This is a genomic window from Brevibacillus sp. HB1.1 (assembly GCF_013332445.1).
Taxonomy (GTDB): domain Bacteria; phylum Bacillota; class Bacilli; order Brevibacillales; family Brevibacillaceae; genus Brevibacillus; species Brevibacillus porteri.
Genome location: NZ_JABMIV010000003.1, coordinates 161,155 through 180,949 on the forward strand (window position 1 = coordinate 161,155; position 19,795 = coordinate 180,949).

Below are 19,795 nucleotides of genomic sequence, written 5' to 3' on the forward strand. Positions count from 1 at the left end.
AGTGCTTAAAAATTGTACAGTGAGAAACCGTTCGAAAGACGGACTATATAACAGAGGTGACAGACATGCAATTGGAAAAATTAAAAGGAAAAGGGCTCGAACAGTTGTTTGAAGCTGTTCTTTCCCTGGAAACGATGGAAGAGTGCTATCAATTTTTTGACGATTTGTGCACGGTGAACGAAATGCAGTCGCTCGCACAGCGCCTGGAAGTAGCGAGAATGCTCCGCAAAGGCTTTACTTACAATCAGATTGAAGCAGAGACCGGCGCAAGTACGGCGACTATTTCCCGTGTCAAACGCTGTTTGAACTATGGAAATGACGGATACCAGATGGCGCTTGAGCGGATCGGAAAATAGCTAGGAGGCAGGCAACGTTGATTGACTATCGTGGCTGGCGCCATACATTTAAACTAGACCCGGATAAAACAATCGATGACGAGGCCTTGGAGGCGATTTGCGAGTCCGGAACAGATGCGATCATTGTAGGCGGCACGTACGGTGTGACCTATGACAATACGCTCGAATTGATGTCGCGATTGCGACGTTACGCAGTACCGGCTGTCCTGGAGATTTCCTCGCTGGATGCAGTTGTGCCGGGATTTGATTCGTACTTGATCCCGCTCGTACTGAACGCTGGCGATCCAGACTGGATTTTTGCTCCGCATGTATCGGGGCTTCAAGCGTTTGGCGCTTATATTCATTGGGATGAGATCATTACAGAAGGATATATTATCGCCAATCCAGATGCGGGCGTAGCACATCTGACGAAAGCACGTCCGATTGCGGATGCCTCGCAGGCCAAAGCGTACGCACAGGTAGCGACGAACATATGTCGTTTGCCGATTGTCTATATGGAGTACAGCGGTACATACGGCGATCCGGCAATCGTGAAGGCTACCAAAGCAGGCGCGGGCGAAGCCCACCTCTTTTATGGTGGCGGGATTCGCAACCCGGAGCAAGCGGCAGAGATGGCTGCGATTGCAGATACGGTTGTCGTAGGGAATGTTATCTATGACGATCTAGCTGCTGCATTAGCTACTGTGAAGGCCGTTAAGAGAACAAGCAACTAAAAAACCACCTCCCCAACTTATGATTGGGCGAGGTGGTTTTTCATGTCTGCTTTAGTTTTTCAAGGGAAGGGTTGCGCTCCAGTCGACATCTTTGTTTTCTTTCAATTGTTCTTTAATGACAATCGTCAGTTCTTTCGGGATCACTTTCAGATCTTTCACCAAATCGAGTGGACCGCTCAAGACAATATTGCCTTTTGCATCTCTTGTTAGTGAGCCTTTGAAATAGCCAGTGTATTTATTGCCATTTTCATCTACTGCTGCAAATTTATCTACGTCCGCAACACCTGGTGCCAAGGTTGCATCCAGTTGCATCGTTGCACTCATTCTCTTCTCGTTCCTAATCGTTTCTTCTTTTACAGTAAAATTCGAGAAGGTGAACACGTTTCCATCATGCTCTGTCGTGACAGACTTGTTTTTCAGAGTATCAATGGACAGCTTTTGCTCAAAGTCTGCGGAAGTTGTTTGATAGGTCGCTGCGACTCTAAAGGTCAGGTCTTTATCTGTTGGCAAGGAGTGAAATGTGAGAAAGTTAACGATTTTGCCTGTAGGTGTGTCATCGACAATACGGACATCGTAGTTTCTGGCTACATTTTTGTAATATGGCTGTGGGTACCTCTCCTTGTTCCCTCTGTCCATTTCGCTCCATTTCGCAAGCACCACTCCCGTATCATCCACAATTTCATAGGTAAGATTCTGAGAGGTATCCTCTGCCAAGGTGCTCTCGATGACGAGTTCCATCTGGCCTGGTGTCACCATGACTTGTTTGAGATCAATCAATTCGCCATTTGGAGCGGTGTATTGTTTATGGATGGGAACAATTTTTGTGTCTTTTTTCGCTTTGGAAATGTCAACTGGAAAGGTAACCTTCCATTTTCCGTCAAGGTCTTCGACGTCCTTGATCACAAGTTCGATGTTCAATTCATCTGGAATCTCGCTCGTATCACTAAAAAAGGTTTGGATGGGACGGCTGAGCATAATGAGCTCGCTCTGTCCTTTTACTGAGATCAAATCATTATGCCCGTTTTGAAATTCCTGATCGTAATTTGTATACGTCTTGCCATCCTTATCTGTTATTTTCAATTCATAGGTTGGAACATCGTCCTGCAAAACACGAGAGAACAGATCCTCAATTGGTTTTCCATTCTGATCCTTGATGGTAAAAAGAATTCGGACATCCCTTGAGTCCGCCATGACTTCTTTTACTTCAAGGGTCATTCCATTATCGACAGCTTTCAGATCAACTTTTTGGTTATAGCCTTCTTGAAGGCCACGTTGGATGAGGAGGTTTGTGGAGGCTAGTGTTTCAAAAAGGCTGCTCTCTTGCGTCTGCTTCAGCTGAGGTTTGATGGTAGATGCATACAAACCATGTACATAAGTTGCAAAAGAAGGGGAGGTAAGTGTTCCAAAATAGACGACTGCTGCTATTCCTGCTACGGCGATCGTTGCTTTTTTCACGATATCCAGACTCCTTTTTTTCCAATTGATTTTTTTTTGTGATTTTTGTCTCTCTGATCGTTTCAGAACGTGTATAGGGTAAGGGGGAAGGTTCGCCATGATGCTATGAATGACAACTTCGGACGGCTCGTCTGTCGCCAGTGAGTCTTCCGGATCTTCCAGCTCATCCAGCTCCTGCTTCAACTTACGCTGGCAATGACGGCACTCTTCCAAATGGGCGGACATGTCCTTGGCTTCTTCTGGCTCCAGAAGGTCGTATAGATACAAAGCAATTTGTCCTTTATCTAAGCATTTCATAGATGAAAGTCCCCCCCTTGCCCTGCATGCCCGATTGCTTCCCTGAGCTTGTCTTTCCCACGAGACAGGCGCGTCCGCACAGTACTCGACGGAATGGACAGTCGATGGCTGATTTCCTCACAACTCAATGATTCGAAGTAGCGCATTTCGAGGACGATCCGATACTTTTCTTCGACGGACATCATCCTTTGACGCAACAGGCGCTGACCCTCCTTATTCAGTAAGGCAACCTCCGGCGTATGGCTATCCACTGGTTCTATCTCTTCGCTTGCGGTGAGCCGCTGCTTTCGCTTGCGTTTGCGCAGCTCGTCCAGACAGTGGTTGGCTGCTATCCGGTATAACCATGCAGAAAAATCGTAGTTTGTTTTATATTCTGGTAAATGGTAATACGTCTTGATGAAAATTTCCTGCACGATATCTTGTGCATCCGGTGTATGTCCCAGCATTTTACGAAGAATGGAACTTACTTTTCCGTGGTATCTGGAAATGATCTCGGAGTAGGAGTCTTTGTTTCCTTTCAAGACCCGCCCGATGATCACTTGATCTTCCTCCATTTGTGCTCCCCCTAAGCAAAAAAGGCTCGCTGCGCAGCTTCTCCTTTTTTGATCAAACAAAAATGACTTTGGTTACATTTCCCTATTACATCCTATTACTACGAATCCCCAAATAAAAGTGTCCCAAAATCAGGGGTATTTTCCAAAAAGAATGAAAAACATTTCCCTGAAAGAAGGAATTTTGAGAATATTCATAGAAAATGGAAGGAAAATCCTATTGCATACGAAATAAATAGTCGAATATTACCAAAATATATAATTTTTTGCTAATATTTGTAGATTTATGTAAATTTATGAAATATAATGAACTTGTCTTAATTTTCGATCATAGAGAGGAGGAACTATCCATGAAAATCCAAGCGAAAAAAGTTGAAAGCGTTCGCACTACTGCAGTAGCAGCTTAATTCTCTTAAGAAGAGGGGGAATAGCACACGAGCTATTCCCTTTTTTTATCTAAAATGAGCCGGGTTAGCGAACCCCATTATTGGGAGGTGTTTTGTATGGAACGTCGTCCTTTATTTAAACCAGTACATCCCGTTTATGAAGTGACAGAGCAAATGATCCGCTTGGGAGAAGCTCCTGGCTATACCTTCGAATTGGAAGACGAGAACGGGTCCATCCGCAAGATGATCAGACTGATGGATGGCACTCGTACTATCGGTGAAATACATACATTATTGGTTGTGGATTACCCCGAAATTACGTATGAAGAAATATCGGAAGCAGTGGAATCACTGAGTGGATTGGGCTTCCTGATGGATCAGGCGAAGGAAGAGGCTTCCGCTCTGACTTCAGAACAAAAGGAAAGATATAAAGCGAATATCCGCTACTTCTCCTTGTTTACCGATCTCAATCAAAGTCCAAGCGAGCTACAGGAGCAAGTAAGTAGAAAAAAAGTGACGATCCTGGGAATGGGTGCCTTTGGCTCTACACTACTGGTCAATCTGGTAGGAGCGGGAATCCAGCATATCAAGCTCGTGGATTTTGATAGAGTAGAGCTCAGCAATTTGAACAGACAAATGGTCTTTAACGAGCATGATATTGGTCGCCTGAAGGTGGAAGCGGCACGTGATTTCATCGGAAGGCTTCATTCTGAGGTATTGATTGAAACGGAGACGCTGCAAATCAAGTCAGGCGAAGACGTGGAGCGGGTTATTGCCGGAAGTGACCTCGTGATGCTCGCAGCCGATCAGCCCTTTTTCTTTTTGCAGAGATGGGTGAATCATGCCTGCACCAAGCTGCAAATCCCGTTCATTGCCGGGGGATTCAACCTGATCGAAGGACAGTTCTTCATGGTAGAACCGGGCAAGACAGGCTGTATCGACTGCATGCATTTGCATCGTTCTACACAGATCGAGGACTATCCGCAGTTGATCCAAAGGCTGCTCGATACCAACTTTATTCTGCCTACCGCCACCATTGCCCCCAACACCATGATGATTACGGGAATGATGGCTTCCGATGCAATCAGGTATTTGACAGGAATCGCTCCGGTACAATCGGCAGGCAAATTTATCATTTTTGATTTCAACACGTTGGAAAAGAGCGTGTTTTTTGAGTGGGAGCGAAATGAAGCCGAATGCCCAACTTGCGGGGGCGGCAGCGGAACGGAGCCGATTTTTCATATCAAGAGAAATGAAGTGCTCGCAAAGTAAGGAGTCGTTCCTGTAAGAGAGGAAGGTGTCGGTCAAGTGAACATCTCAGGAGAGAGCATTCTCAAGATGCACCCGCTTGCGCGTCGGGCGGAAAACGAGGAAGAGATCCTCATTGGACGAACGGATATCAGCAATTTCATTGTGCTTCCGGCCATTGGTGTCGAGATCATCGATATGCTGGATGAAGGGAAGAGCATCAATGAAGTCGCGACGATCATGGAAGAACAGTTGGGCGAACCGGTGGATGTGCTTGACTTTGCGCAGGATTTAATTGCTTCCTATCAATTTGTGTACATGGCAGATGGAGAAGTTGTCAACGAGCCAGTACCGGTAGTAGATCATTTCTCTTGGATCAAGCAGGAGACGGGTCAGTTTTTCTTTAATCGTGTTGCCTTTGGATTATACGGTCTCTTATTTGTCACAGGTCTTTTGATTTGTGTGTTTACGGGCAAGTATATTCCGGTCTATTCCGATATTTTTGTTTCTTCTTCCGTGACGGTTTCGGTTGTGGTTTCTTTCGTGGCCACTTGGGTTTTTCTCTTTTTCCATGAGATGGCCCACTTAATGGCGGCCCGATCATTGGGAATCGGCAGTCGTATTGGTCTGGGGCATCGACTTGTTTTTGCTGTAGCAGAGACGAATATGTCCAATATTGTTCTCGTGGAGCCACAGCGCAGATACAGGGCGTTTTTGGCGGGAATGTCCTGGGATGCGATGTTTATGGGAATCGGTGTCATTCTGTTGTTTGCCAATGATCAAGGCTGGCTGACGCTTGTGCCTTTCATGGAAGCATTCATTCGTATGCTGAATGTGATCCTGCTCATGGCTTTGGCCTTTCAGTTCATGGTTTTCATGCAGACGGATTTGTATTACGTGCTGGCAACCAAGTTCCATTGCTCCAATTTGATGGTGAATACACGTCTGTTTCTAAAAGGGAAATTCCGTTCCTTGAGGCAGGATGAGCAGGAGGAATGGGAGTACGTAGCCGACCATGAGAAAAGAGTTATCCGCTGGTATAGCTGGGTCTACTTGATTGGATCGGTGTGGGGAATCTGGTTCTTTGTCCAGTATCAACTGCGCATGGCGGTCGATTTTATCTGGATCATCGGCGACGACATGAAGAACGCTCCGCTTCACTCGTGGGAGTTTTGGGACGGCATTCTGTTGATCCTGTTGGTTCTGGTTCCGTTTCTCATTTTGGGCTGGTCGTGGATGAGAGCGTACCGACAACGGAGAAGCGAAAGAGAGCGGGCAAAATCTTTGCAGGGCACATAAATTACGTCTTCACCTTGCCAAGTTGCCCTGTTACGCTAGGGGGAAGAGAGATACTCAGGCAAAGGAAGTGCTCACATGAACCCGATGATCCAAAATATCATTCAACTGCGAAAAGAAGGGCATCTGGACGAAGCGATCCAGCTTGCCCTTCAGCTCGTCAGCCAATCCCCGACTGATCCTGTCGCCCATTATCAATGTGCGTGGTGCCACGACGCAGCTGGATTGGAGAAGGAAGCCGTTCCCTTTTACGAAAAAGCGATTGAGCTTGGACTGTCTGTCGATGACGACCTGCAAGGGGCATTACTGGGTCTGGGCAGTACGTATCGCGTGCTGGGACTATACGAGCAGGCAGCAGCTACGCTCGCGAAGGGGATGCAACAGTTTCCCGAGGACCGTTCCTTTCCGATTTTTCTTTCCATGGCCTATTACAATCTCGGGAAGCACCACGAAGCCATGAATCTCCTCCTGAAAAACCTCGCAGAAACCTCAAGCGATCCTACGATTTTGGCCTATCATAAAGCGATTCTGTTCTATGCAGATGATCTGAATATGACGTGGTAACGCCATAACCTTCCATTGGCAGGAAAACAGTCGCCTCCCGTTGTACAAATACAACAGCGGGAGGTGCCTATGTATAAGCTGATATTGGTAGATGACGAAGAAGATGTGAGAGAAGGGGTTAGCCAAGAAATTGACTGGCATAGCCACGGATACGAGGTGGTTGCCAAAGCAGAGAACGGCAGAGAGGCATTGGAGCTGGTTGAGAAGCTGCGACCGGACGTCGTCGTAACCGACATCAAGATGCCCTTTATGAACGGACTTCAGCTGGCGGAGTCCATCGGGCGCGAGTATCCTGCCATTCGCATCATTATCCTGACTGGGTTTGATGAGTTCGAGTATGCACAAAAGGCCGTGAAGCTGCAAATTGATGAATATGTGCTCAAGCCGTTTTCTGCGAGTGAGCTGATGGAAGCGCTGGACAAGGTCAAGCGACGGATGGACGAAGAGGCGGCACATCGGGAAAACGTTCAGCTTTTGCGCGATAGTTATCGAAAAAGCTTGCCGGTTTTGCGGGAGGTTTTTTTATCATCTTTGCTGAGTCGTCAGCTAGTCCAGCACGATGTTTTTTCAAAAGCCTGCGAATACGGGATAGAGCTCAGGAGTCCCGAATATCTCGTGGCTATCATCTGTGTCGACCAGCCCAAGCAGGAGGAGCAGCAGCTGTTTCTTTTTGCAGTGAAAAATATTGCAGAAGAGCAGCTGAACGCAGGCAAACAGGAGGGCATTGTGTTTCTCCATGAAGATCAGGTCGTGCTGCTCATGCAAACAATGGCAGACGACACGCAGCGAATTGAAGTGCGAACACAAAACATCGCAGATGAAATCAGGCGAACGATTGAAAAATATATGAGCATCACGGTAACAATCGGAATCGGCAACGTCGTGACAGATGTAGCAGCACTCCCTTACTCGTATGAGGACGCTAGGCAGGCACTCGACTACAAAAGCATCCTTGGCTGCAACAGGATGATTGTGATCAATGACGTGGAAAAGCAAGCGAGTGAGCAGATACGACTCGATGAGAGAAGGGAGCATGAATTTGTTCGGTGTATCAAAATGGGGACGAGTGCGGAGCTTCGGATCGTAATCGATGAAATGTTTGATCAAATGATGGGTGTACCCATATCGATTGACGATTATCGAATTTTTTTGTTGGAGATTATGACGACGATTTTGAAGACGGCCCATCGAGCTGAGGTCGATATGGATCAGTTGTTTGGTGGGCAATACCACCTGTTGCAGGTCATGACGACTTTTACTGGTATGGAGGACGCACGCGTACAGATTACAGAAATTTGTGAGCGCATCATGGCAAGTATCGCAAGCGGACGGCAAACGACGTACAGAAGATTGATCACCCAGGCATTGGACTACACCCACAAGCATTACCATTCTCCCGACATATCCATCCACAAGGTGTGCGATCATCTGCACATTAGCCTCGGTTATTTTAGCGGTATTTTCAAGAAAGAGACGAAAACCACCTTTGTGTCCTATCTCCTGTCATTGCGCATGGAAAAAGCCAAGGAGCTGTTGCGGACGACCGATTTGAAGTCCTTTGAAGTCGCGGAGAAAGTAGGATATACCGATCCCAATTACTTTAGTTTCAGCTTTCGCAAGTATGCAGGCATGTCCGCTAAAGAGTACCGAAGTCAGAGCGAGCAGGAAGGTTAACCGATGAAAAGATTGCTCGCGGTGATCAAGGTCAAAAGGATTCAATTTATCATTACCACTTCTTTTACACTCGTGACGGTACTCGTCATGCTGTTTGTCGGAGTAATGCTGTACGGAAAATTTGCGCAGACAGCTGAGCAAAACGCCTATCTGCACACGCAGCAAATCCTGGAGCAGGTGAAATACAATCTGGACAGCTATTTGAATGGGATGACGCAAATTTTCGAACTCGTCGATGATAAGATCAGAAGAAGCAAGGGACTCACGGCAGACAAGCTGAGTGAACAGCTGGAGACAATCGTAGAAACGAGAAAGGACATCGTCTCCATCGCGGTTTTTACACGTGACGGAACGTTATTGGCCACGACTCCTTCCAAAGTACTGAGGAGAAACACTCGTTTGACCGAACAGAGCTGGTTCCAAAAGGCGATCGAGGACCCGACGAACCTGTCCTTTTCGCTCCCGCATATCCAGAACTTGTTTAAAGGGGAGTACACCTGGGTCGTCTCGATGAGTCGGGAAATTCTTCTCCACGGACCTGACGGAGAAATTCCGGCTGTACTTTTAGTCGATGTGAATTTCAAAGAGATCGATGACCTGTGCCAAAGAGTGGGCTTGGGGAAAAAGGGGTACGTCTACATCATCGATTTGGTTGGGAACATTGTCTACCATCCGCAGCAGCAGTTGATTTACGCCGGATTGAAAAATGAAAACCGTTCCTTGCCGCTGAAGCATTCCTACGGCAGCTATGTAGAAGAGACACAGGACGAAACGCGCTTGATTACCATCAAAACGATCGATCAGCTAGGCTGGAAAATCATTGGGGTGTCCTACATGGACGAGATTGTGACGACCAAAAAAGAAATCAGTCGCTTCATTTTTTGGCTGCTCATCTTTGTGATTGTCATTGTGTTGTTCGTGCTGCATTATCTCTCTGCGAAAATATCACGACCGATCAAGCTGCTGGAGCGATCCATGGAAAAGGTGGAGCAAGGAGACTTTTCAGAGAGTGAACCGATCCGGGGAAGCCATGAGGTCGAGCAGCTTTCCTTGCGTTTTCATCTGATGGTCGCGAAGGTCAGGGAATTGATGCACCAGATCATTTGGGAACAGGAAGCCAAACGAAAAAGCGAGCTGGAGGTGCTACAGGCACAGATCAATCCGCATTTTCTGTACAACACGTTGAACTCTGTGGTCAGAATGGTCGGCAACGGAAAAAACGAGGATGTCATCACCACGATTACTTCGTTGTCAAAGCTGTTTCGGATTAGCCTGAGCAGAGGCAAGAACATTATTACGGTGCGAGAAGAGCTGGAGCATGCGCGACATTATCTCATTATTCAAAAAATGAGGTACAAGCAAAAATTTGAGTACGAGATCGTGGTCGAGGATGAAGGTGAGGTGCTCAACTGTCTGACGCTGAAGTTACTGCTCCAGCCGATTGTGGAAAACGCCATCTACCACGGAATTGAGCATTTGGCTGATCCGGGCAGGATTCGTATATTGGCAGCACTCATCGACGGTAAGGTGTTACTCCAGGTAAGCGACAATGGCTTGGGCATGTCCCCTGATGTTCTTGCACAAGTAAAAGCTGGCTTTTACAAAAGCGAAGAAGGCTCGGGCGTTGGGATTCAAAACGTGCAAGAGCGCATCCGCTTGACCTTCGGCGAAGAGTACGGTTTGGAAATCGCGAGCGAACAGGAAGAGGGGACCGTTGTGCGTGTATGGATTCCGCGCCAACTTGCAGAGGAGCGAGATCGTTTATGAGGACAGCAGCGGTGAAACGATTTAGCGTATACGGACTGTTCTTTTTGGTAGCGGTGACGCTTTTCTACTCGTGCAGTGCTCCGCTTACGAATGGGGAAGTAGACAAGAAAAAGACAGTGGCGCTGATCGTCCGTATGAAGCACGGCGATTATTGGCGAACGGTCAAGCTCGGAGCGGAGATGGCTGCCAAGGAATATGAGCGAAACCTGAATTTTTACGCGCCGGACTATGAGGAGGATGCCCACAGGCAAATGGAACTGGTGCAGCAGGCAATTGCTGATGGCTCCGAGACAATCGTGGTGGCACCTAGTGACGAACAAGTCTTGCGAGAAGCCATCAAGCTGACAAGAGAGCGGGCCATCCCGATCCTTGTACTCGACACAGTCGGAAATGATTCAGCCGTCAAAAGCTACATTGGGACGGATAACTACGATATGGGCATGAAGGCATTCGAAAAAATGGTATTCCTGATCGAAAAAAAGGGACAAATCGCATTGCTCGGCACAGATCGGGTAAAGGCCAATGCCAAACAAAGAGAACAGGGCGTCCTCGATTTGCTCCCACGGGAAACGCAGGTTGAACTGGTGGCCAACGAAAATGTTCCCTTGGATAAAAAGCAGATCGGTGACTGGACGCGCGAACTGATCCGTAAGCATCCGCAGTTGAAAGGGGTGATTGCACTCGATGCCAGTACTGCGATCGGTGTGGCCGAGGAAATGGAAAACAGTGGACTGCGGGACAAAGTCAAAATCGTAGCAATCGACAGTCCGCCGGAAGTACTGGAGTATTTGCAGGAAGGAATCATTTCCGCGACGATCATCCAGAAGCCGCTATCGATGGGATATCTCGGGGTCAAGTACGCAGTCGAAGCGAGCAACGGTGAAGCCGTGCCCAGTCTGGTCGACACCGGAACAAAAGTAATCGATCGGGAGAATATGTTCTGGTCGGAGAATCAAAAGCTCCTTTTCCCCTTCGTTAAATAGGCCCCCGAAAAACAGATGAGAATTTTGATAGAAATGCGCAGGATTTTCGATGGAACACATTTGGGAAAACGCTTACATTTGGTGTATATCAGATGTAAACATAGGGGATAAAGGGGGATTATCGAATGAGAAAGCTGATTGCCACTACATTGGTGGCCGCTGTTACACTCTCGGTGGTTGGATGCTCACAATCAGGCGGTTCGCAGCCGGCAGCGTCGGGGGGAGGATCGGCTCCTGCGGGGAATCCCAAAATCGGAGTCGCCATCTACAAGTTCGATGATACGTTCATGACAGGAGTGCGCAATGCGATTTCTAAGGCCGCGGAGGGCAAAGCGGAAGTGGACATTGTAGACAGCCAAAATGCCCAGCCTACGCAAAATGACAAAGTGGATTTGTTCATTAACAAAAAGGTAAACGCCCTCGCCATCAATCCGGTGGATCGCACAGCTGCTGGTGTCCTTATCGACAAGGCGAAGCAAGCCAATATTCCTGTCGTCTTCTTTAACCGTGAGCCGATGCCAGAGGATATGCAGAAGTGGGATAAGGTCTATTACGTGGGAGCAAAAGCGGAGGAATCCGGCACGATTTCTGGGCAGCTGATCGTCGATTACTGGAAGGCAAACCCGGAAGCAGATAAAAACAAGGATGGCGTCCTCCAATACGTCATGTTAAAAGGTGAGCCAGGGCATCAGGATGCTGAGCTGCGGACGAAGTTTTCGGTGAAGGCGATTGAAGATGCAGGGATTAAAGTAGAGAAGGTCGCGGAAGATACAGCCATGTGGGATCGCGTAAAAGGGCAGGAAAAGATGGCAGCCTTCCTCGCAGCATCCGGTGACAAGATCGAAGCTGTTCTTGCCAACAACGACGATATGGCACTAGGGGCGATCGAAGCGCTGAAGGCATCCGGTTATTTTGCGAATGGCAAGTATATGCCCGTTGTTGGCGTGGATGCCACAGCGCCTGCACTGAAGGAGCTGGAGGCAGGAACCTTGCTCGGAACGGTCCTCAACGATGCGAATAACCAAGGAAAAGCCACCCTTAGTATCGCTGCGTCTTTGGCAAAGGGCGAAACGCCAACGAAAGATTCCACAGGCTTTGACATTACGGATGGCAAGTACGTGTGGGTGCCCTACAAAAAAATCACCAAGGAAAACATGAACGACGCGAAATAAAAAAGCAGGAGAGTCGGTGAAGAGACGAATCCGACTCTCCTGTTTCGGTGATGGGGATGATTTTTGCAAAAAGGAGGGCATTCGCATGGACCAGCATGCGTTTTTGTTGGAAATGAACCACATTCATAAAGAATTTCCAGGGGTCAAGGCACTCGATGATGTCACGCTAAAAGTCCGTCCCGGCACAGTCCATGCACTGATGGGAGAGAATGGAGCAGGCAAATCGACCCTGATGAAGTGTCTCTTCGGAATTTATCGGCCAGATGCGGGAGAAATCGTGTTAAACAATGAGCAGGTGACGATGAGCAGCTCAAAGGACGCGCTGGCACATGGCATCTCCATGATTCATCAAGAGCTGCATCCGGTGCCCTTTCGCAATGTCATGGAAAACATATGGCTAGGACGTTTTCCGGTCAAAAGAATCGGTCCTTTTCCGTTTGTGGATGAGAAAAAAATGCTTTCGGATACAGAGAAGCTGTTTGCTGATCTGGGAATGGACCTGAATCCGCACGCTGTAGTCCGTGACTTGTCTGTATCCAAGGTACAGTCGCTTGAAATTGCCAAAGCTGTCTCCTACCAATCCAAAGTGATTATTATGGACGAACCGACGTCTTCCTTGACGGGAAACGAGGTGGAGCAGTTATTTGCGATCATCCGCGAACTGAAGAGCAGAGGTGTCGCCATCATCTATATTTCACACAAGATGGAAGAAATTTTACGGATTGCGGATGACGTGACGATCATGCGCGATGGCAAGCTCATTGGAACATGGCGGGCGACCGAGCTGACGACAGACCTGATCATCTCCAGAATGGTCGGACGGGACCTGACGCAGCGTTTCCCGAGTCGATCCAATACGCCAAGGGAACCGATTTTGAAGGTAGAGGGACTGACCTCACCCTTCCCCCAGTCATTTCAGCACGTGTCGTTTGAATTACGGAAAGGCGAAATCTTGGGCATAGGCGGCCTCGTGGGCGCACAACGAACAGAGCTGATTGAGGCATTGTTTGGACTGCGCGCGGTGTCAGCAGGGAAAGTGTCGATCAACGGTCAGGAGGTACGGATCAAATCACCGAAGGATGCGAAGAAGTACAAAATGGCGCTCTTGACGGAGGAGCGGCGCGTCACCGGCATCATTCCTGTCTTATCGATTTTGGAAAATACGGTCATTGCGAATTTGTCCAGTTACCAAACCCCTTTTCTGCTCCTCAATGAGCGCAAGTGTAGAGCCGATGTCAGCCGCAGCATCGAGATGCTCCGTGTTAAGACTCCCTCTATGAAAGCACTGATCAAAAACCTGTCAGGAGGCAATCAGCAAAAGGTTCTGCTGGCGCGGTGGCTTTTGACTGATCCGGATATTTTATTGCTGGACGAACCTACGCGTGGAGTCGATGTCGGCGCCAAATACGAAATCTATACCATCATCGCGGAGCTGGCGAGTCAGGGAAAAGGCATCATCATGATTTCCTCGGAAATGCCGGAGTTGCTTGGAATGTCAGATCGGATCATGGTCATGTGCGAGGGGAGGCTCTCGGGTTTTTTGTCTGGCCCAGCGGCAACCGAAGAAGAGATCATGCGGCTGGCTACCAAACATCTTGCATGAGAAAGGAGGGGGAAGAGGTATGTCTCAGTTGTCTGCTAAACAGGTGCAAGGCTTTGTTACGCAAAACGCCATCTATATCGTTCTGGTTTTGTTAATAGCGGGAATAGCGATTTACGATCCCAATTTTCTTTCCATTACAACGCTTCGGGATATTTTGATGCAATCCTCAACTCGCGCCATTATTGCCTTGGGTGCTGCGTTTGTTCTCATCACAGGAGGAACGGATCTCTCAGCGGGGCGAGTGGTTGGATTGACGGCTGTCATCTCCGCCTCGATGCTGCAAAGCCAAGATTATCCGCGGAGGTTTTTCCCGGATTTACCCGATTTGCCGTTGCTTATCCCCATTCTCATTGCAATTGCTGCGGGCTTGCTGGTTGGTCTGATCAATGGCATCATTGTGTCTCGTTTTAGTGTGCCCCCTTTTATCGCCACGTTGGGCATGATGGTCATTGTATACGGATTCAACTCCATCTATTTTGATATGGAGCCCAATCAATCGCAGCCAATTGCTGGACTGCGCAGTGACTTCAATCAGCTTGGGACAGGGTACATCGGCCCGAGTGGCCCGTATTCGATTCCGTATATCGTTATCATTGCGATCATGGTTGCGTTCATCGTCTGGGTGATTTTCAATAAAACACGGCTTGGAAAAAACATGTACGCCATCGGAGGCAACATGCAGGCCGCAACTGTTTCCGGGATCAACGTCGCTTTTAACCTCATGATTATTTATGCCATTGCTGGTGCCCTGTATGGACTCGGAGGCGTTCTGGAGTCAGCCAGAACAGGTGGCGCGACGAACAACTACGGCAACATGTACGAGCTGGACGCCATTGCAGCCTGTGTGGTAGGTGGAGTCTCGACGTCTGGCGGAATTGGTACCGTTCCAGGTGTGCTTGCGGGTGTCCTTATTTTTGGCGTCATCAACTACGGACTTACGTTTATCGGAGTCAACCCGTATTGGCAGCTCATCATCAAAGGGCTCATCATTGTGGCAGCCGTTGCTTTTGACATTCGCAAATACTTGGCGAAAAAATAGAAAGAGACCCCGGATCAGCTGTCAGGCAGCTTTTTCTGGGGTCTTTGCTTGTTTATTTTCGCAGTGGTGTGATTTTCATATACGTAAATAATCGCCATACCCACTCAAGTGGCCCCATGCGGAAGACAGCCAGCCAGCGTACACTAAATACCATTTGCACCACGTAGATACCGAGGCAGATCAGTGTCGTTTGCAAGTAGCCCAGATTGCCGAACCAATCGAACAAATAGCTTCCCACAAGGATCAATACGGTTTGTCCGACGTAGTTTGTCAAAGCCATGCGACCGTAGCTGGTTAGCGGAGACAAGAGCGTTTGGACGGTTTTATTTTGCAAGAGCCGAATCAGGGTCGTTGTGTAGAAGGCAGCCATGACAAGACCTGTGGAGGTCAAAGCAATCGTGTAGTTCATCAAATGCTGTAGGGTTTCTTCTGACATGGTATCGTCTACAACCAGATTCGCTCCACCCATTGCTGGATCAGCAGGAGTCAGCCGGTATTGGATAAACAAGCCGATTAACGAAAGGATGAAGGTCACGCCCTGCACTTTTTTAATCACAGGCAAAAATCTCGGAATGTCCTGAAAGACCCCGTACTGCCCAACAGCGAGTCCCAAAATAAACAACGGAAGCACTAAAAGCGGCTTGAAGCCGGTAGCGCAGACAGCTATAGACAGAATAAGGCCGACGACCAGATTGGTTTTCGCCTTCAAACGATAAAAAGGCAGTAAGATGAAGCCGAAGATGGCGTAGATGAAGAGTGCTTCGCCAGGGTGAAACATTTTATGCACAAAGCCAAGAGCGAGCAGCGCAATCAAACGCCGAATGAACAAAACGGTACTATTGGCCCCTTTTGCTTTTGCACGACTGATGAAAATATAGAAGCCCACGCCAAACAAGAAGGAAAAGATCACGAAGAAGCGAGATTCCACAAAGAAATTGAAAAACTGGAACAGCCAGTGGTCCACACTTCCTATCTCAGGTGTTTGTGCATACAGCAATGCCACGATGTTGACGAGGAGAATGCCCATTAAGGCGAAGCCCCGTACGGTATCTACTGTATCAATTCGTTGGTTCATGGTAGGTGCGTTTTCTTTCAATCCCATCACTTCCTTCTCTCGTTGTTCGTCGTCCGATCGCGCACTTTTCCTATCCTAGCTCATCCGGAAATGGAGGAGAAATGGCATATGCTTACGTCTCGCTTACAAAAGTGTAAGAAGTGAGGGGCTCTCCCGTATTCGACCGCAACTTCATCCCAAATTCTTGCGTCTATTGTAATAATCAGGAAGTCGGGGTGCGCAATGAAACCGATCGCACGGGGAAAGTGGCGTCTGGCAGCAGGCATGGCCTATTTTCGTTGGAAAAGGTATGTACAATGGACATTTGGTCAAACGAGGTTCGCTCATGAGAAAAGAAGCGAATGGTTGCGTTATGTCCATTATTCTCATCAAACGATTTTGTTACGCCCATTGCAGAACGTGGAAATGTGGATGCAGCACAACAAAGTGATCAATTTGCGTCTGGCGATTGCACGACTGAACGGATTGCTTATCCATCCCGGAGAAACCTTTTCGTACTGGAAACAGATTGGCAAGCCGACCCGTAGCAAAGGCTATGTAGAGGGCATGCTGCTCTCACAGGGACGCGTCACAGCTGGAGTTGGCGGAGGGCTTTGTCAGCTCTCCAATTTGCTGTACTGGATGACCCTGCATACGCCGTTGACAGTGACGGAACGACATCGTCATAGCTACGATGTTTTTCCCGATTCGAATCGGACACAGCCGTTCGGAAGTGGGGCAACTTGTTTCTATAACTATCTGGATTTGCAAATCGCCAACCGGACGACTCAGCCCTTTCAACTGCATGTCTATCTGACCGATACACATTTGGTAGGGGAATGGCGTTCAGACATGCCACCGACACGGACGTATGTCATTATCGAGAAAGAACATGAGATCCATCCTTCGATTTGGGGAGGGTATGAACGGAAGAATGAATTGTATCGTGATGTTTATTCGCTGGAAGGAGAATGGGTGGAGCAAGAATGGCTGACGCAGAATCGGGCTTATTTGATGTACGAGCCATTGCTGCCGAAAGGATGATGTTTCCTGTTCGGGATACGAACTGGAACTCCACTGCGATCTGTGCGAAAATAGGAACATATGCTTTCGTCTAGGGAACGTGGAAAGGTGGATTTATACATATGTCTTTTGCAGATCGTATCACAGCAGGGCTGAACCCGGAGCAGCGGGAAGCAGTCCTTACAACAGAAGGCCCCGTCTTGATTTTGGCCGGTGCGGGTAGCGGCAAGACCAAGGTACTGACACAGCGTATCGCATACTTGATCAGTGCCAAACAGGTAGCACCTTGGAGCATTTTGGCGATCACCTTCACCAACAAAGCAGCACGGGAGATGCAAAACCGTGTGGCTGCCATTATTGGCGGAGCGGCAGCGCAGGATGCATGGCTGTCGACGTTTCACTCCTTGTGTGTGCGGATTTTGCGCAGGGATATCGACCGACTCGGTATCAATCGCAGCTTTTCCATTTTGGATGCCGGTGATCAGCTGTCTGTCGTCAAGCAATGTTTAAAAGAATTGAACATCGATCCGAAGCAGTATGAGCCGCGTTCGATTTTGGCAGCGATCAGTGGAGCGAAAAACGAGCTGACCGATCCAGAAACCTATACGCGTCTTGCGGGCGATCCATTTGCACAAGTGGCAGCAAAGGTTTACACGGCTTATCAGAAAAAGCTGAGAAATAACCAGTCGCTGGACTTCGACGATCTGATCATGACGACGGTTCGTCTGTTTAAAGAAGTGCCGGAAGTCTTGGAGTTTTATCAAAAGAAATTCCGTTACATACACGTTGACGAGTATCAGGATACAAACCGGGCGCAATACCTTTTGATTTCCATGTTGGCAGACAAGTATCGAAATGTATGCTGCGTGGGGGATGCTGACCAAAGTATTTATAAATGGCGCGGTGCCGACATCTCGATCATTTTAAACTTTGAAAAAGACTATCCCGAAGCCAAACTTATTAAGCTCGAGCAAAACTATCGCTCTACCAAAACGATTTTGCAGGCGGCGAACCAGGTTATTGCCAACAACAAGCTGCGCAAGGAAAAGAAGCTCTGGACGGAGAATCCGGGTGGCGACAAGATCATGTGCTTCCAGGGTGATTCCGAGCATGACGAGTCGTATTTTATTGTCGATACGATTCGCAAGCAGATGGCACAGTACAAGCGCTACGACAAATTTGCAGTCCTGTATCGGACGAATGCACAGTCCCGTGTGGTCGAGGAAGTTTTCATCAAGTCGAACATTCCGTACACCATCGTCGGCGGAACCAAGTTCTACGATCGCAAAGAGATCAAAGACATCTTGGCTTATTTGCGTCTCATCTCCAATCCGGATGACGATATCAGCTTGCAGCGCATTATCAACGTACCGAAGCGTAATATCGGGGATACGACAGTAGATAAGCTACAAGCGTATGCGAACGCAAATGGTCAGTCCCTTTTCCAAGCGATTCAGGAGACGGCTTATATGGGGCTGCCTTCACGTACGACGAATGCGATCCTGTCCTTTAATGATCTCATCTCGAATGTGATGCAAATGACCGATTACTTGAGTGTGACTGAGCTGGTGGAAGAAGTGCTGAAGCGCTCTGGATACCGCGATTCTTTAAAAGAAGAAAAAACGCTGGAAGCACAGGCGCGTCTGGAGAATATCGAGGAGTTCCTGTCTGTAACCCAGGAGTTCGAGCGCAAAAATGAAGACAAGAGCTTGCTAGCCTTCCTGACTGACCTCGCGTTGGTGGCAGACATCGATTCCTTGGGAGAAGATGGTGCTCAGGAGGAAGTATCGGCAGATGGGCAGGTTGTATTAATGACCTTGCATAGCGCCAAAGGGCTGGAGTTTCCTGTCGTGTTCCTGGTTGGTTGCGAGGAAGGTGTCTTCCCGCATAGTCGCTCTTTGTTTGACGATACCGAGATGGAGGAAGAGCGCCGACTGGCTTACGTGGGAATTACACGGGCGGAGGAACGTCTGTACATGACTTGTGCCCGTATGCGGACGTTGTTCGGACGGACCAATGTGAATGCGCCGTCTCGTTTCCTGCAAGAAATTCCGGCTGAGCTGTTGGAAGGAAATCCAGCGACAGCGGACCGAAGCTTCGGCGGTGGACGAAGCAGTGCATTTGGACAGCGTGAAGGCAGTGCTTTTGGACGTGACACGGGAGCGAGACCGTTTGGAGCGTCTTCCTCACAAGCAGGCTCTGCTCCGAAGTTTGGCATGGGTCAGCGAACCGCAAGCAGCACACCTGCTACGTTTACCCGTCCAGTGGGTGAAAAACTGCCTGGTCACGGTCAAGGAGCAGGCGTTGATTGGAAGGTTGGCGACAGAGTAGCACATGGCAAATGGGGCAACGGTACGGTCGTCAAAGTAAAAGGAACGGGCGACGACATGGAGCTCGACATTGCATTCCCAAGCCCGACTGGCATTAAAAAGCTATTAGCGAAGTTCGCTCCTATTCAAAAAGGATAGTGTGCAAATGCAAATACAGCCAATCGCAAAAATGGTAGTTCAAAAAGTCGTCTTTTGATCACGAAGCAGTCCGGGAAGCTTATTCGCATCGATAATGGCGTTCACCTTCGAAGTCCGGTGCTCATGTAGGGACCTACACTCCGCCC

Annotated in this window: 16 protein-coding genes; 13 read left to right on the forward strand and 3 right to left on the reverse strand. The window is 48.4% G+C overall.

Annotated features, from left to right (window positions below):
• Positions 1 to 65 precede the first annotated feature (65 nt).
• Positions 66 to 356, forward strand: a complete 291-nt coding sequence (locus HPY27_RS10660; RefSeq protein ID WP_007717484.1) for a YerC/YecD family TrpR-related protein — start codon at positions 66 to 68, stop codon at positions 354 to 356.
• A 17-nt stretch (positions 357 to 373) separates the two neighbouring features.
• Complete coding sequence (gene pcrB / locus HPY27_RS10665) at positions 374 to 1,069, forward strand: heptaprenylglyceryl phosphate synthase (RefSeq protein WP_017249779.1); 696 nt, start codon at positions 374 to 376, stop codon at positions 1,067 to 1,069.
• A gap of 51 nt (positions 1,070 to 1,120) precedes the next feature.
• On the opposite strand, the gene HPY27_RS10670 is transcribed toward pcrB, so the two are convergent.
• Together HPY27_RS10670 and HPY27_RS10675 are read right to left on the reverse strand one after the other, a co-directional pair.
• Positions 1,121 to 2,821, reverse strand: a complete 1,701-nt coding sequence (locus HPY27_RS10670) for a DUF4179 domain-containing protein (RefSeq protein ID WP_174224950.1) — start codon at positions 2,819 to 2,821, stop codon at positions 1,121 to 1,123.
• Positions 2,818 to 3,375: an RNA polymerase sigma factor gene (locus HPY27_RS10675; protein WP_174224951.1), complete on the reverse strand. Its 558-nt coding sequence runs from the start codon at positions 3,373 to 3,375 to the stop codon at positions 2,818 to 2,820. The genes HPY27_RS10670 and HPY27_RS10675 overlap by 4 nt, the downstream gene beginning before the upstream one ends.
• Positions 3,376 to 3,875: 500 nt before the next feature.
• Between HPY27_RS10675 and HPY27_RS10680 the strand changes: the two genes are divergently transcribed.
• The 9 genes from HPY27_RS10680 (at position 3,876) to mglC (ending at position 15,104) form a co-directional block, all read left to right on the forward strand.
• Complete coding sequence (locus HPY27_RS10680) at positions 3,876 to 5,030, forward strand: HesA/MoeB/ThiF family protein (protein WP_017249782.1); 1,155 nt, start codon at positions 3,876 to 3,878, stop codon at positions 5,028 to 5,030.
• Between the two features lie 36 nt (positions 5,031 to 5,066).
• Positions 5,067 to 6,305 carry a PqqD family protein gene (locus HPY27_RS10685; protein ID WP_173622613.1) on the forward strand — a complete coding sequence of 413 codons (1,239 nt, stop codon included), beginning with the start codon at positions 5,067 to 5,069 and terminating at the stop codon, positions 6,303 to 6,305.
• 75 nt (positions 6,306 to 6,380) lie between these two features.
• Positions 6,381 to 6,866, forward strand: a complete 486-nt coding sequence (locus tag HPY27_RS10690; RefSeq protein WP_173622614.1) for a tetratricopeptide repeat protein — start codon at positions 6,381 to 6,383, stop codon at positions 6,864 to 6,866.
• Positions 6,867 to 6,935: 69 nt separating this feature from the next.
• Positions 6,936 to 8,540, forward strand: coding sequence for a response regulator (locus HPY27_RS10695; protein WP_174224952.1), 1,605 nt, complete (start codon positions 6,936 to 6,938; stop codon positions 8,538 to 8,540).
• A 3-nt stretch (positions 8,541 to 8,543) separates the two neighbouring features.
• The gene (locus HPY27_RS10700; protein WP_174224953.1) at positions 8,544 to 10,307 is read left to right on the forward strand and encodes a cache domain-containing sensor histidine kinase; all 1,764 of its coding nucleotides are present in this window, start codon (positions 8,544 to 8,546) and stop codon (positions 10,305 to 10,307) included.
• Complete coding sequence (locus tag HPY27_RS10705) at positions 10,304 to 11,290, forward strand: substrate-binding domain-containing protein (RefSeq protein ID WP_174224954.1); 987 nt, start codon at positions 10,304 to 10,306, stop codon at positions 11,288 to 11,290. Before HPY27_RS10700 ends, HPY27_RS10705 begins: the two co-directional genes overlap by 4 nt.
• 125 nt (positions 11,291 to 11,415) lie before the next feature.
• Complete coding sequence (locus tag HPY27_RS10710) at positions 11,416 to 12,462, forward strand: galactose ABC transporter substrate-binding protein (protein ID WP_012684421.1); 1,047 nt, start codon at positions 11,416 to 11,418, stop codon at positions 12,460 to 12,462.
• 85 nt (positions 12,463 to 12,547) lie between these two features.
• Positions 12,548 to 14,065, forward strand: a complete 1,518-nt coding sequence (locus tag HPY27_RS10715) for a sugar ABC transporter ATP-binding protein (protein ID WP_174224955.1) — start codon at positions 12,548 to 12,550, stop codon at positions 14,063 to 14,065.
• Positions 14,066 to 14,084: 19 nt separating this feature from the next.
• Positions 14,085 to 15,104 carry a galactose/methyl galactoside ABC transporter permease MglC gene (mglC, locus tag HPY27_RS10720; protein WP_017249790.1) on the forward strand — a complete coding sequence of 340 codons (1,020 nt, stop codon included), beginning with the start codon at positions 14,085 to 14,087 and terminating at the stop codon, positions 15,102 to 15,104.
• A 52-nt stretch (positions 15,105 to 15,156) separates the two neighbouring features.
• Here mglC and HPY27_RS10725 read toward each other — a convergent pair whose 3' ends face one another.
• The gene (locus HPY27_RS10725) at positions 15,157 to 16,206 is read right to left on the reverse strand and encodes a DUF418 domain-containing protein (protein ID WP_174224956.1); all 1,050 of its coding nucleotides are present in this window, start codon (positions 16,204 to 16,206) and stop codon (positions 15,157 to 15,159) included.
• 195 nt (positions 16,207 to 16,401) lie between these two features.
• On the opposite strand from HPY27_RS10725, the gene HPY27_RS10730 reads away from it, so the two are divergent.
• Positions 16,402 to 17,202: a VanW family protein gene (locus tag HPY27_RS10730; protein WP_174224957.1), complete on the forward strand. Its 801-nt coding sequence runs from the start codon at positions 16,402 to 16,404 to the stop codon at positions 17,200 to 17,202.
• A gap of 101 nt (positions 17,203 to 17,303) precedes the next feature.
• The gene (gene pcrA, locus HPY27_RS10735) at positions 17,304 to 19,649 is read left to right on the forward strand and encodes a DNA helicase PcrA (RefSeq protein ID WP_174224958.1); all 2,346 of its coding nucleotides are present in this window, start codon (positions 17,304 to 17,306) and stop codon (positions 19,647 to 19,649) included.
• Positions 19,650 to 19,795: the final 146 nt, after the last annotated feature.

Excerpts from the sequence above, each read along its gene's own strand:
- HPY27_RS10700 (WP_174224953.1), top strand. The coding sequence starts at position 8,544 with ATGAAAAGATTGCTCGCGGTGATCAAGGTCAAAAGGATTCAATTTATC.
- HPY27_RS10690 (WP_173622614.1), top strand. The coding sequence starts at position 6,381 with ATGAACCCGATGATCCAAAATATCATTCAACTGCGAAAAGAAGGGCAT.
- HPY27_RS10715 (WP_174224955.1), top strand. The coding sequence starts at position 12,548 with ATGGACCAGCATGCGTTTTTGTTGGAAATGAACCACATTCATAAAGAA.
- HPY27_RS10670 (WP_174224950.1), bottom strand. The coding sequence starts at position 2,821 with ATGAAATGCTTAGATAAAGGACAAATTGCTTTGTATCTATACGACCTT.
- HPY27_RS10680 (WP_017249782.1), top strand. The coding sequence starts at position 3,876 with ATGGAACGTCGTCCTTTATTTAAACCAGTACATCCCGTTTATGAAGTG.
- pcrA (WP_174224958.1), top strand. The coding sequence starts at position 17,304 with ATGTCTTTTGCAGATCGTATCACAGCAGGGCTGAACCCGGAGCAGCGG.
- mglC (WP_017249790.1), top strand. The coding sequence starts at position 14,085 with ATGTCTCAGTTGTCTGCTAAACAGGTGCAAGGCTTTGTTACGCAAAAC.
- HPY27_RS10725 (WP_174224956.1), bottom strand. The coding sequence starts at position 16,206 with ATGGGATTGAAAGAAAACGCACCTACCATGAACCAACGAATTGATACA.
- HPY27_RS10705 (WP_174224954.1), top strand. The coding sequence starts at position 10,304 with ATGAGGACAGCAGCGGTGAAACGATTTAGCGTATACGGACTGTTCTTT.
- HPY27_RS10710 (WP_012684421.1), top strand. The coding sequence starts at position 11,416 with ATGAGAAAGCTGATTGCCACTACATTGGTGGCCGCTGTTACACTCTCG.
- HPY27_RS10695 (WP_174224952.1), top strand. The coding sequence starts at position 6,936 with ATGTATAAGCTGATATTGGTAGATGACGAAGAAGATGTGAGAGAAGGG.
- HPY27_RS10675 (WP_174224951.1), bottom strand. The coding sequence starts at position 3,375 with ATGGAGGAAGATCAAGTGATCATCGGGCGGGTCTTGAAAGGAAACAAA.
- HPY27_RS10660 (WP_007717484.1), top strand. The coding sequence starts at position 66 with ATGCAATTGGAAAAATTAAAAGGAAAAGGGCTCGAACAGTTGTTTGAA.
- HPY27_RS10730 (WP_174224957.1), top strand. The coding sequence starts at position 16,402 with ATGAAACCGATCGCACGGGGAAAGTGGCGTCTGGCAGCAGGCATGGCC.